The sequence below is a fragment of the Tellurirhabdus rosea genome (assembly GCF_026278345.1).
In the GTDB taxonomy this organism is placed as follows: domain Bacteria; phylum Bacteroidota; class Bacteroidia; order Cytophagales; family Spirosomataceae; genus Tellurirhabdus; species Tellurirhabdus rosea.
In genome coordinates, this window is the sequence record NZ_CP111085.1 from 3,181,392 (window position 1) to 3,194,506 (window position 13,115).

A 13,115-nucleotide genomic window follows, 5' to 3' on the forward strand; every position below is an offset into this window, starting at 1 on the left:
TTTCTCTCCTCTCTTTTTTCTCTTTGTTAATTCCGCAACGGCTTCCCCCCATTCAGCAGACTCTGAATCCGCTCCAGCGTCTTTTTCTCGCCCGTCAGGCTGAGGAAGGCTTCGCGCTCCAGGTCGAGGAGGTACTGCTCGGTCACGGTTTGCGGGTAGCTCAGGTCACCGCCGCAGATGACGTAGGCCAGTTTGTCGGCGATCTTCATGTCGTGGTCCGAGATGTAGCGGCCCATGCGCATGGCCGTAATGCCCGCCTTGAAGAGCGCGATGCCCGTCCGGCCCTGCACCTTGATGTCGTTGCGCTTCTTCGGTTGTACGTACCCGTTTTCGGCCAGTTCGATGGCGGCCTGCTTCGCTTCGGCGATCTGGCGGCTGCGGTTCAGCACGATCTGGCTGTTCGGACGCAGGTAGTTCATTTCCTTCGCTTCCTGAGCCGAGGTCGAAACCTTGGCCGTGGCGATGTTCATGAAGATGTTTTGCAGAATGTTCAGCTCGGGGTCGCCGGTCTGGTACAGGTCCGAGGCGCGGGCGGCCATTTCCTTCGTGCCACCACCGGCCGGGATGAGGCCGACGCCCACTTCCACCAGACCCATGTACGTTTCGGCATGGGCCACCGTGGCGTCGCAGTGCAGGTTCAGTTCGCAGCCGCCGCCGAGGGCCAGCGTGTGCGGCGCGCCCACCACCGGGATGGACGAGTACCGCGCCCGCATCATCGTCTGCTGGAACTGCGCAATCATCAGGTTGATTTCGTCAAATTCCTGCTCAATGGCGAACATGAACAGCATGGCCAGGTTGGCACCCGCTGAGAACGCCTCGGTCGATTCGTTGCCGATCACCAGCCCGCGGAAATCTTTCTCCGCCAGCGAAATGCCTTTGTTGATGCCTTCGATGACCTCCGCGCCGAAGGTGTTCATCTTCGACTTGAACTCCAGGTTCAGAATGCCGTCGCCGAGGTCGTAGAGGTTCGCGCCCGCGTTCTTCCAGACGATGTTGTTTGAAAGGCTTTCCAGCAGAATGAATTGCTCGGTGCCCGGAATGCCTTTGTAGCTCTGCGACGGAATATCGTAGTACTTCCGAACGCCGGCCTCTACTTTGTAGAAGCTCGTAAAGCCCGCCGCGGCCATGTCGTAGACCCACTGCGCCGGTTTTTTGCCGATAGCCTCAATGAGTTCAATACCTTTTTGCAGCCCGATAGCGTCCCAGGTTTCGAACAGACCGACCTGCCAGCCGAAGCCCGCCTTGATGGCCTCGTCGATCTTGTAGAGTTCGTCCGAAATCTCGGGAATGCGGTTGGTGGCGTAGGCAAACCCGTCGGCGAAGGTGCGGCGGTAAAACTCACCCGCCCCATCTTTACCCGCCAGCAGCACCGGGAAGCGCTTCCGGATGTCGTCGATGCTCTTGGTGGCCTCCAGCGTCGCGAATTTTACTTTTTCGGAAGGCTTGTATTCGAACGTTTTCAGGTCGAGGGCCAGAATGACCGACTTGCCCTTTTCGTCCTTGATCTTTTTGTAATACCCCTGGCCCGTCTTGTCGCCGAGCCACTTGTTCTCCATGAGTTTCTGCATGGTGGCCGGCAGTTCGAACGACGCCCGCGACTCGTCGTGGGGCATCTGGACGAGGTTTTTCGCCACGTTGACGGTCGTATCCAGCCCTACCACGTCCGACAGCCGGAACGTGCCCGACTTGGGCCGCCCGACGACCGGGCCGGTCAGTTTATCGACGGCTTCCACGCTCAGGCCCAGTTCTTCGGCCACCCGAATCGTCTGAATCAGGGACTGAATGCCGAGGCGGTTGGCGATAAAGCCGGGCGTGTCCTTACACAGAACGGTCGTTTTGCCGAGGTACAGATCGCCGTATTTCATCAGGAAAGCGATGATTTCGGGGTCGGTATCCGGGCCGGGAATTACCTCCAGTAGGCGCAGGTAGCGCGGCGGGTTGAAGAAGTGGGTGCCGCAGAAATGGCGCCGGAAATCCTCCGAACGGCCTTCGGTCAGCAGGTGCATCGGAATACCCGAGGTGTTGGAGGTAATCAGCGTGCCGGGCTTGCGGAATCCTTCAACGCGCTCGTACAGCGACCGCTTAATGTCGAGGCGCTCCACCACGACTTCGATCACCCAGTCGTAGGTGGCAATGTCTTTCAGGTTGTCGTCGAAGTTGCCGAGCTTGATGCGGTCGGCGAACTTCGGGCTGTAAAGCGAAGCCGGAGAGGCTTTCAGCGTATTTTGAAACGCGTCGTTGACGATGCGGTTGCGCACGGCCGGGTTATCCAAATTCAGTCCTTTGGCCTCTTCGGCGGGTGTCAGGGCGTTGGGGACGATGTCCAGCAGCAGCACTTCCACGCCGATGTTGGCAAAGTGGCACGCAATCCGCGAGCCCATGATGCCCGAACCGAGCACCGCCACCCGACGGATGGTGCGGTTGCGGGTTTTGGTGGCTTGTGGTTTGTTGAGGGTTATTGCTTCCATAAATAGTCTTGAACCGGGATTGACACTGATTTGATTGATTTACAGGATTGGGGTCCGCCTTGCTGTAGTAACCAAATTGACAAAGCGGTTTAGTGCCTTGCTAATCTTGTGAATCAGTTAAATCAGTATAGATCATAGTTCGGAATTAGTGATTGGTATTTCTTCAATATCGCCCGCCTTCAGCTTACTGGTTTCCTCCTCCACAATCCGGTTGATGTCTTTCATGACTTCGAAAAACGTCACCAGTTTGTCGAGGGGAATCTGTTCGCGGATAATCTGGTTGAACTGGATAACGCCTTCACGGGCCATCTCGCGGCGTTTTTTGCCTTCGTCGGTCAGCAGAATCCGGACAAACCGCTTGTCGCTTTCGTCCACTTCCCGCCGAATCCAGCCGCGCTCTTCCAGACTTTTCAGCATCCGGACGAGGCTGCGCGGTTCCATGCCCAGCAGCGGACCGATCTTGGTGGCGGGCGTGCCCTGCTCCAGATCAATGTTCAGCAACACGTAGCCGATCGCCATCGTCATGTCGTACTGGGCGGCATAGGTGTTGTAGAGCCGGGAAATAGAATGCCAGGCCCATTTTATGTGAAAATCAACGGTTTTCTCCTTCTTCATACCGGGTGTCGCGCTCACAGGTCGTTGGTCAATTGGTCGGTAAAGCTAAGGAAAAATGGAGATATTATGCAAGCATACTATTGTTGAAAATTGGATGCAGGGAAGAAAAAAATTACTTCCGGGGTGAACGGGCGCAGGCATTTGCCGCTTTCCCGGCAATCGAAGAAGCGCAGGGGACCGGCTCGCCCTTTTTTAGCGTACCTTTAATCGATGAATTCATTACAACCTACTGACCGCCTGCTGACGGCCCTCGGAATCGAGGCGCTGAATCCGATGCAGGAGGCCGCCCGTGAGGCTATTTCGCAGGATACGGATGTCCTGCTGATGGCCCCAACCGGCTCCGGCAAAACGCTGGCTTTTCTGCTGCCCGTCCTGCATCGGCTCGTGCCCGACCAGCCGGGTGTGCAGTGCCTTGTGCTGGCCCCGACCCGCGAACTGGCCCTGCAGATTGAAGCCGTCTGGCGAAAAATGGCGACCGGCTTCAAGGTGAACGTTTGCTACGGGGGCCACCCGATGACAACCGAATTGCAGAATCTGAGCAACCCGCCCGCCCTGCTGATCGGGACGCCGGGCCGCATTGTCGACCACCTGAGCCGCCGCTCCTTTGACCCGGAAGCTATTCATACGCTGGTGCTGGACGAATTCGACAAGGCGCTGGAACTGGGTTTTCACGACCAGATGGCGTATATCGTCGAACGCCTGCCGGGTTTGCAGAAGCGCGTGCTGGTGTCGGCTACGGCGGGCGTCGCCATTCCGGATTTTATCCGCCTGAACAACGTCCGGATGCTGGATTTTACTACCGAAAACCGGGAAACCGGGCTGACGCTGATGGAAGTGTCTACCGCCGGTCTGGACAAGGCCGAGGCGCTTTTCCGGCTGCTGTGCTCGTTCGGTCCGGAGGCCGCGCTGATTTTCTGCAACCTTCGCGAGGAGGCCGAGCAGGTCGGTGCTTTCCTGAACGACGAAGGGCTGGAGGCGGCCGTCTACCACGGGGGTCTGGAGCAGGAAGAGCGGGAGCGGGCTCTCATCCGGTTCCGCAACGGCAGCGTCCAGTACCTGGTCACGACCGATCTGGCCGCGCGGGGGCTGGACATTCCCGAAATGAAACACGTGGTTCATCTCCAGCTGCCGTTGCATCCGCACGAATTTATCCATCGCAACGGCCGAACGGCCCGGATGCATGCCTCGGGAACGGCGTACGTCCTGCTGTCGCCCGGCGAACCCCGCCCGGCTTACCTGCCCACCGACCTGCCTGAACGGTCGCTGCCGCCGCAAACGGCTCTGCCCGCGCCGCCCGCCTTTGTGACGATGTACATCAGCGGCGGCAAAAAGAACAAGCTCAACAAGGTGGATATCGTCGGGTTCTTCTCGCAGAAAGGCGGCCTCGAACGGGGCGACCTAGGCCTGATCGAAGTCAAAGATTTTGTTTCGTTTGCGGCCGTCCGGCGCGAAAAAGTCCGTTCGCTGCTGGACAACATCCGCGACCAGAAACTAAAGGGAAAGAAATATAAGATTGAGGTGGCGAGGTAGGCAATTAAGAGTTAAAAATTAAAAGTGAAAAGTAAGCTCCGCTTGTCAGAAGCCTGAATAAGCGGAGCCTACCGCAGCGGCGGACCACTTTTCACATTTAATTTTTAACTCTTAATTGCCCTTCGTTGTGTCGCATTTCCAGCCCGACGGCGCGGGGTTTGAAGCCGGGCCATTGTCCGGCGGTGATGCTTTCGGGCACATCGAGGTATTTGCGATTGTCCTGGCCTTTCAGGTGCAGGCCGATGTAGGCCGTGACAAAGTGCTGGTTGATGTTGTTGATGCGCCGCTCGTTCCAGCCCGGTTCGGCGTAATGCATGTATTCGTTGATCGGCAAACCGGGCTTCATGACCGCCGCGGCGGGGGCGTTGGGCGCGACGTTGTGCCGGGCGTTGACGTAGGTCAGCAGGTACCGGTCGGCGTTGACGGCCCCGTCGTAAATGGCTTTAATGCCTTTTTCGTAGCCCGAAACGTCGTCTTTATCTCCCGCAATGAACAGCGTCGGAAGGCGCAGTCCTTTTAGCCCCTCGGCATCCCACACGCCGCGCTCCATGCCCCAGGGAGCAAAGGCCACAATGGCTTTGATTCGGGCATCAGGCGCCGCGGTCAGAGCCGGAGAGCCGGCGGCGCGGACTTTCAGGGCGTCGCTGCCGCCCGCCATCTGCCCGAAAAAGGCGACGGCCTGCGGGCTATACCCCGCCCCGCCCACATTCAGCGCCCCGTAACCGCCCATCGAGTAACCGATCAGCGCGGTGTTGTTAGCATTGAGCAGGCCGGATAAAAAGGACTTGCTGTTTTTGGCGCTCAGACGGGCCATTTCGTCCAGCACAAACAGGTCGTCGAGCGGGCGATTGAGCAGCGTACTGGCAAAATTGGCCACGTCGCGGTAGGTGGATTCCGCATGGTCGATGGCGACCACGACATACCCTTTGGACGCCAGATTTTCGGTCAGATACGTCATCAGGTAACGGGAGCCGGGGTAGCCGTGCGACACGATCACCAGCGGGTAGGCGGCTTCCCGGGTGTCGGGTTCGGCATCGCGCAGTGCCCGGCCGGGGAAGGTGTACGGCACCAGCGGCCGCGACGGGTTGTTGGCCAGGCCCATCACCTGCTCGTACTGGGTCAGTTCGGTCTTCCCGGCCGGAATCTGGGCCGGATACCAGACTTCAACGGTCAGCTTGCGGTCGTAGGTGGGCACGTTGCCGTCTTTGGCTTTCAGAATATCCTTCTGGCCGGAATGAACGAACTGGATGGTCCGGACGCCAACCTTGTACGGGCCGCGGGCGGCGAGTTCGGGAGCGTCGGGCAGCGGGTCACCGACGACGAAAGTGTCGGTTTGGGCCCTGACGTCCGATGGCCCGAGAATGGTAATAAGTAATAGCAGGAAGAAGTAAAGGAAGCGGCGTTGCATAAACGGCTCTGAAAAGTTGAAACAATGGCTCAAATCTATGGCCTACCCGGATAGGGCCTTCTGCAGGTTACTTAAATTTTTCAATAAATTTTAATCCCTGCCCGTTGCCGGTTCCCTGACTTCCCGCGGGGCCAGGCCAAATTTTTTCCGGAAAGCAGTAGTAAAATGGGCGGGGTGCTGATAGCCCACCCGGTAAGCCACCTCACTGACCGAATGCCCCCCGGACCGCAGAAGCTCATGGGCCTGCTGCAGGCGGTAATCCAGAACCCAGCCGTACACAGTATTCTGAAAAAGCCGTTTGAATCCTCTCTTAAGCTTGAACTCGTTCAGACCCACCAGGCGGCTCAGCTCGGTCAGCGTCGGGGGCGCGGTATAGCGGGTCTTTAGCAGCCGCCTCGCTTCAATCAGTTTTTCGTAGTCCGGAAAGGCGGAGTCGGCTTCCGGGTCCTGTCGGCAGGCGGTGACGTGCAGTGCCAGGAGTTCGAGCACGTGAGCCTCTCCGAAAAGCCTGCCCGCGGTGTCGGCGGACTGATTCTGCCACAGCGCCGCAAGCCGCTGCTGCATGGCGGGGGTAATCGGGCAAAGGGTCAGGTCCTCCGTTTGCGCTCCGGCAGGCTCCGGCAGCCCGGTCAGGCTTCGAAACAGGGCGACTTCCAGACCCACCACAACAAGCTGACACGGACTTGCCTCCGGCGTGTGCAGAGTCAGCCCGCCGAAAGGCAGCCGCAACACTCCGTATTGTCCGGCTGACAGATACCCGTCGGGACCGATACCCAGCCGACCAGCATAGACAAACAGGCATCCGATCAGGGACGACCCGGTGTCAGGAAAGAGGCTGCCTACCCGGTCTGCTTCCAGCGAAGCGGTCAGCAGCTGAATGCCGGACACCAGAAGGGTGCTCGTCAGCGTCACCGGGTCGGCCGGGGAGGGGCCGACCGGCGGAGCGTCGGAAGGGCATTGTGAAAACATAAGATGCATAGTGTGAAGCAGGATAATCCGGAATGCGTAAGTCATAATCCGGAACACGTAAGTCCGAATCCGGTCGAACCGCATTTTTTGCAATGTTATTTGTAATTAATCTAAATAACAATAACCATGAAGCGAATGAGTAAATCGATGAGAATAAGGATGGTCCTGCTGGTCGCGGTTTTTCTGAATCTTGTCGGGAAGGGAGCGGCCCAGACGAAGGCCCAGCCGGAGCGCATCGTTTCCCTGAACGGAACCGTCACCGAGATCATCTGTGCGCTGGGGCTGCAAAATGGACTGGTGGGTGTGGACGTGACCAGCACCTATCCCGAAACGGTAGCGAAAGTGCCCAGAGTGGGACACACCCGAAACATGGGAGCGGAGGCAATTCTGGCCCTGAAGCCTACGCTGGTGGTCGGTACGCAGAGCAGCGGCGGCCTGGACGTCAAACCGGAAGTGGTTCGGCAGTTGCAGGGGGCGGGTATAAAGACCTTGTTTTTTGCGCAGAGCTATTCGCCCGCCGGAACGAAAAAGCTGATAACCGACGTAGCGACCGCCTTCGGACAGGCGGGCAAAGCCTCCGCCCTGACCCGCAAAATTGACGCGGATCTGGCTAAAGTCCGCAAACTGTCCCGCCAGCCGAAGGTGCTGTTCATTTATGCCCGCGGTGCCGGAAACATGATGGTCGCCGGGGCCGGTACGTCCGTCGAAAAGATCATTCAGCTGGCGGGCGGCAGCAATGCGGTGACCGGATTTGAAAACTTCAAGCCGCTGACGGCCGAGGCGCTGGTCACGGCCAACCCGGATGTCATTCTGCTGTTCACGAGCGGTCTGGAAAGCATGGGCGGGCTCACGGGGCTGCTGAAAGTGCCGGGGATAGCGCAGACCAACGCGGGCCGCAACCGCCACGTCGTTGAAATGGACGGGCAGTTGCTCACGGGCTTCGGTCCGCGTCTGGGCGTGGCCGCCCTCGAACTGAACCAGAAGATAAGCCCGGACCTGGCGCTGAACCATTAATGCTCCGGCTGATGATGACCAACGTTCAACCAGTCGCCCGGCCCCTGCCTTCCGAAAAACCCGTGCTGCCGGTCCGTTCGCGGGGCGGGTGGCTGTCTCCTTCGCTGGGCCTGTTGCTCGGGCTGGTGATGGCCTGGTCGGTGGGGGTAGGATCGGTGACCATAACCATACCGCAGGTAATGACCATTCTTCTGAAGCCGTTTGGTCTGGCGCTGGCCCCTGTCGAGCCGCAACAGGAGGCCATTCTGATGGTCATTCGCCTGCCCCGCGTCCTGCTGGGCGTTCTGGTGGGGGCGGTGCTGGGCGTGTCGGGAGCGGCCATGCAGGGACTTTTCCGCAATCCGCTGGCCGACCCGGGGCTGATCGGCATTTCGTCGGGCGCGTCGCTGTTCGCCGTGCTGACCATTGTCTTTCAGGTCAAGCTCCTGCCGGCGCTTTCGGGGCAGTGGGGCCTTTATCTGCTTTCGCTGGCGGCGTTTGTGGGGGCGGTATTGACCACGACACTCGTTTACCTGCTTTCGCGGCGGGAAGGCCGCGTCCAGGTTACGACCCTGTTGCTGGCCGGAGTGGCCGTTAATGCACTCTCGGGCGCGTTGACGGGCCTGCTGATCTATCTGGCCGACGAGGCGCAGCTCCGCACCATCACGTTCTGGGGACTGGGCAGTCTGGGCGGGGCCAACTGGGAGGTGGTGCAGGTCGTCGCGCCGTTTGCCGCCTTATCGCTCGGGCTGCTGCCCCGGCTGGCCAAGCCCCTGAATGCCTTTGCCCTGGGCGAGAGTCAGGCAACCCACCTCGGGATCAACGCGGGCCGTCTCAAGCGCAGCGTCATTGTGCTGGCTACGCTGGGCGTCGGGGTATCGGTAGCGGTGGCGGGAGCCATCGGGTTTGTGGGGCTGGTGATTCCGCATCTGGTTCGCCTGATGGCCGGAGCCGACCATCGGCTGGTGCTGCCCGCCTCCGCCCTGCTGGGAGCCATCGTGCTGACGGGCGCCGACCTGCTGGCCCGTACGCTCGTGACCCCGGCCGAACTGCCCATTGGCATCATCACCGCTCTGATCGGCACGCCTGTTTTTCTGTACATGCTTATCAAAAAGCAACCCACCGTAACGACTTAACGCGATGCTCGAAGCTACCCATATCACGCATCAGATTGGTCACCGCAAACTGCTGGATAACGTTTCGCTGGTGGCCCGACCGGGCGAACTGGTAGCCATTGCGGGTGCCAACGGAACCGGAAAGTCAACGCTGCTCAAAATCCTCAGCCGGGAACTGACGCCGGGCCGGGGCCTGGTTTCGCTGGACAATCGCTCGGTGTATCAGTTCAGCGCGCTGCAACTGGCCCGGCGCCGTGCCGTGCTGGCGCAGCAGAACCCGCTGGCGTTCCCGTTCAGCGTGTACGAACTGGTGCTGATGGGACGATACCCGCACTTTGAGGGCCGCCCCGGTGCCGAAGACCTGGCCGTGGTCGACCATGTGATGACCCTGACCGGCGTAACGCATCTGGCCGACCGCGCCGTTCCGACGCTGTCGGGGGGCGAACAGCAGCGGGTTCATCTGGCAAAGGTGCTGGCCCAGCTGATGGCGGTCGATGAACTGACGCCCCCGTGGACGCTGGTGAAAACGCCCCGGTATCTGCTGCTCGACGAACCCACTACCGGCCTGGACCTCTACTACCAGCACGGCCTGCTCGACATTGCCAAAGCCATGACCCGGCGCGGGTACGGCGTGGTGGCGATCCTCCACGATCTGAACCTGATTATGCAGTACGCCGACCGGGTGCTGCTGCTCAAGGAAGGGCAGCCCGTGGGATCGGGGCGGCCGGTGTCGGTCCTCACGCCGGCGGCCATCCAGGACGCTTTCCGGCTCTCGGTAGAGGTGATTCGGCCCTCGGAAGACGAGCCGCCCGTCATCGTGCCGGTCCGGCAACCTCATTTTTATTCAAACACCTTCAAATTTTCCTGAAATGATAACGGCAATTCCCGACTTGAAGAAACAGTACGCGGCTTTCCGGGCCGAAAACCCGACCGTCCGCATCCGCGAGGCCGCCAGCCGACTGGGCGTTAGTGAAGCCGAACTGGTAGCGACCGGCCTCGGCGAAACAGCGACGCGGCTCCAGGGCGATTTCTGCCAGCTGCTCCAGGAGGTGCCCTCGCTGGGGTATGTCATGGCGCTCACCCGCAACAACAGCGTCGTTCACGAACGCAAGGGCGTTTACCAGGACGTTTCGTTCAACGGTCCTATGGGGCTTGTGCTGGGCGAAGACATCGATTTACGCCTGTTTATGACGCATTGGAAACTGGGCTTTGCCGTGAACGAAAACAACCGGCACAGCCTTCAGTTTTTCACGGCCGACGGAGAGGCCATTCACAAAATCTACCTGACCGAACAGAGCGACCGGATGGCCTACGACCGACTCGTGGCGAATTTCCGGGCGGAAGACCCGTCTGCCCCGCTGGAGATTGCCCCGCGCCCCGAACCGACCGCCGAAACGCCCGACAGCGCCATTGCCGTGGCCGAGTTTCAGGAAGGCTGGCGGACGCTACAGGATACGCACGATTTCTTCGGCCTGACCCGTACGTACAAGGTTTCGCGGCTTCAGGCGATGCGGCTCGCACCGGAAGGCTACGCCATTCCCACCACTTTGACCAGGGTGAAACAGGTACTGCACCGGGCGACCGACCTTGCCCTGCCGGTGATGATTTTCGTCGGCAACCGGGGATGCATCCAGATTCATACCGGGCCGGTGCACAAGCTGGTGCCGACAGGGCCCTGGTTCAACGTCCTCGATCCCGAATTCAACCTGCATCTGCGCGAAGACCATGTCGCCTCGGCCTGGGTCGTCAAAAAGCCCACGACCGAAGGCATCGTGACGAGCCTCGAACTGTTCGACGCGGAGGGAGGCCAGATTGCCCTGATCTTTGGGAAACGGAAACCGGGTATTCCCGAAAATCAGCTTTGGCGGAATGTGGTGGCTGAACTGGCCGAGTCGTGATGCTGACCGCTGCCTGCTTCCTGGCGCTGATGACCGCCCCGCCCGACTCCATCGGACGCGATAGTCTGAAACGCCACCTCCTGAATGAAGTGGTGGTGACCGCCACCCGCACCGAACGGCCTATGGGAGCCCTGCCCATGCCCGTAACGCTGATCGGGCGCGAACAGATTCGGCAGATGGGCTCCCTGCGCCTGAACGACGTATTGCAGGAACAGACCGGCCTTGCTATCACCCACGACCACGGGCAGGGGTTGCAGGTGCAGGGATTCGGACCTGAGTATACGCTCATTCTGCTTGACGGCGAACCGCTGGTAGGACGCACCGCCGGGACGCTCGAACTGGGTCGGCTGGCCGTGGGCAACATCAAACAGATTGAGATCGTGAAAGGGCCGTCGTCGAGCCTGTACGGCTCGGAGGCGATGGCGGGGGTTGTCAACATCATCACCGAAAACCCGGCCCGGACGCGGGCGACGCTGGCGGCCCGGTACGGAGCCAACCGGACAAGCGACCTGACGGGCGACGTTTCGCTTTGGCAGGGAAAAATCGGACTTTACGCCTTCGGAAACCGCTACCAGTCGGCCGGGTACGACCTGACGCCCGAAACCTTCGGACAAACGGTGTCGCCGTTTCAGAACTACACCTTCAGCGGACGCCTGACGGCCGAATTGTCTTCGCGGCTGAAGCTGAGTTTGTCGGGACGGTTTTTTGGGGAACGACAGGACAACACGCTGGAAATTGCGCCCGGCGTGGCCGTGGCCGGACCGGGACGCGTTACCGACCGCAACCTGAATCCGGTGCTGACGCATCGCCTGACGGACGCGTGGAAGATTACGTACCGCTACTACAGCACTTTTTACCGGACTGAAACCAGCCTGGCCTATACCGACCGGGGGCAGGTGTACGACGAAAGCTTTTTTCGCCAGACGTTCAACCGGCCCGAAATTCAGGTTGACCACCGGCTGAGCGAAAAACACCTGCTGACGCTGGGAGGCGGGTGGATTGCCGAAAGTGTGGAAGCCACCCGCTACACCGACCGCCGGTCTTTCACCAGCCGATACGGCTTTTTTCAGTACGAGTGGATGCCGACCGGCCGCTGGGACGTGATTCTGGGCGGGCGTTACGACGCTCATTCGCAATACGCCGCCCAGTTTAGTCCGAAGGCGTCGGCCCGGTACGAACTGGGCAAAACGCTGGCCGTGCGGGGCAGCACGGGCGTCGGCTTCAAAGCCCCCGATTTTCGGCAGTTGTACCTCAACTTCGACAACGGGGTGGTCGGTTACAGCGTCTTCGGCACGCAGGAACTGGCCGCCAGCCTCGAACGCCTGCAACGGCAGGGCCAGATTGCCGAGGTCTTGTCCGACCCGGCCGCTTTCGGGAACCTCCGGGCCGAGAGTTCGGTGGCTTACAACCTGGGTCTCACGGCCGATTTCGACCGGCGATATAACTTACCCGTAACGGCGAGCCTCAACGTGTTCCGCAACGACATCCGCGACCTGATCGAAACCCGGGCGGTGGCCCTGAAAACCAACGGGCAGAGCGTGTTCAGCTACACCAACCTGAACCGGGTGTTTACGCAGGGCGCCGAACTGGAAGCCACCTATCGGCTGACGCTGGGAGCCGGGCGCCTGAACGTGCAGAGCGGGTACCAGTTCCTGACGGCAAAAGACAAAACGGTAGCCCGGCAGGTGGCCCGCGGAGAAGTGTTTCGCCGGGACCGGATCGACGGACCGCCCGCTACGCTGGTGACCACCCGGGTCAGCCCCCGCGACTATGGCGGGCTTTTTAACCGGTCGCGCCACATGGCCAACCTCAAGCTGTTTTACGAACTGCCCGAAAAAGGCTTTTCCGTCAACCTGAGAGGCATTTATCGCGGGCGATACGGCTTCGCCGACCGGAATGGCAACGTCATTCTGGATGCCGATAACGAATACGTGCAGGGCTATACGCTCTGGAATCTGGCCGTCAGCAAAACGCTTAAATCATTCACGCTCCAAACGGGGGTCGATAACCTGACGGGGCATACCGATCCGCAGTACATTCCCAATCTGGCCGGGCGGCTCTGGTATGCCTCGCTGCGCTGGGCCTTCGAAGGAGCTTCAAAATCAATTAATCCGTAAAC

General features: G+C 60.1%; 10 protein-coding genes. 6 read left to right on the top strand and 4 right to left on the bottom strand.

The window, feature by feature from the left end; genetic code table 11:
• Nucleotides 1-26 precede the first annotated feature (26 nt).
• Complete coding sequence (locus tag ORG26_RS13495) at nt 27-2,468, bottom strand: 3-hydroxyacyl-CoA dehydrogenase/enoyl-CoA hydratase family protein (protein WP_266362577.1); 2,442 nt, start codon at nt 2,466-2,468, stop codon at nt 27-29.
• Between the two features lie 132 nt (nt 2,469-2,600).
• On the bottom strand, nt 2,601-3,083 hold the full coding sequence (locus ORG26_RS13500; protein ID WP_266369407.1) for a MarR family winged helix-turn-helix transcriptional regulator: 483 nt from the start codon (nt 3,081-3,083) through the stop codon (nt 2,601-2,603).
• A 210-nt stretch (nt 3,084-3,293) separates the two neighbouring features.
• On the opposite strand from ORG26_RS13500, the gene ORG26_RS13505 reads away from it, so the two are divergent.
• The gene (locus ORG26_RS13505; protein WP_266362579.1) at nt 3,294-4,613 is read left to right on the top strand and encodes a DEAD/DEAH box helicase; all 1,320 of its coding nucleotides are present in this window, start codon (nt 3,294-3,296) and stop codon (nt 4,611-4,613) included.
• Nucleotides 4,614-4,710: 97 nt separating this feature from the next.
• Here the strand turns inward: ORG26_RS13505 and ORG26_RS13510 are convergent, their stop codons facing one another.
• Both ORG26_RS13510 and ORG26_RS13515 read right to left on the bottom strand, forming a co-directional pair.
• The gene (locus ORG26_RS13510; RefSeq protein WP_266362581.1) at nt 4,711-6,021 is read right to left on the bottom strand and encodes an alpha/beta hydrolase family protein; all 1,311 of its coding nucleotides are present in this window, start codon (nt 6,019-6,021) and stop codon (nt 4,711-4,713) included.
• A gap of 90 nt (nt 6,022-6,111) precedes the next feature.
• A complete protein-coding gene (locus ORG26_RS13515; RefSeq protein ID WP_266362584.1) occupies nt 6,112-6,990 on the bottom strand; it encodes a helix-turn-helix transcriptional regulator in 879 nt (292 codons plus the stop codon).
• Nucleotides 6,991-7,125: 135 nt separating this feature from the next.
• Between ORG26_RS13515 and ORG26_RS13520 the strand changes: the two genes are divergently transcribed.
• The 5 genes from ORG26_RS13520 to ORG26_RS13540 are packed head-to-tail and all read left to right on the top strand — an operon-like array spanning nt 7,126 to nt 13,113.
• Nucleotides 7,126-8,004: a heme/hemin ABC transporter substrate-binding protein gene (locus ORG26_RS13520; RefSeq protein ID WP_266362586.1), complete on the top strand. Its 879-nt coding sequence runs from the start codon at nt 7,126-7,128 to the stop codon at nt 8,002-8,004.
• 11 nt (nt 8,005-8,015) lie between these two features.
• Nucleotides 8,016-9,119 carry a FecCD family ABC transporter permease gene (locus tag ORG26_RS13525; RefSeq protein WP_266362588.1) on the top strand — a complete coding sequence of 368 codons (1,104 nt, stop codon included), beginning with the start codon at nt 8,016-8,018 and terminating at the stop codon, nt 9,117-9,119.
• A gap of 4 nt (nt 9,120-9,123) precedes the next feature.
• The gene (locus ORG26_RS13530; protein WP_266362590.1) at nt 9,124-9,966 is read left to right on the top strand and encodes a heme ABC transporter ATP-binding protein; all 843 of its coding nucleotides are present in this window, start codon (nt 9,124-9,126) and stop codon (nt 9,964-9,966) included.
• A gap of 1 nt (nt 9,967) precedes the next feature.
• Nucleotides 9,968-10,996, top strand: a complete 1,029-nt coding sequence (locus ORG26_RS13535; RefSeq protein WP_266362592.1) for a hemin-degrading factor — start codon at nt 9,968-9,970, stop codon at nt 10,994-10,996.
• Nucleotides 10,996-13,113, top strand: coding sequence for a TonB-dependent receptor plug domain-containing protein (locus ORG26_RS13540; protein ID WP_266362594.1), 2,118 nt, complete (start codon nt 10,996-10,998; stop codon nt 13,111-13,113). Before ORG26_RS13535 ends, ORG26_RS13540 begins: the two co-directional genes overlap by 1 nt.
• The last annotated feature ends 2 nt before the right edge of the window (nt 13,114-13,115 follow it).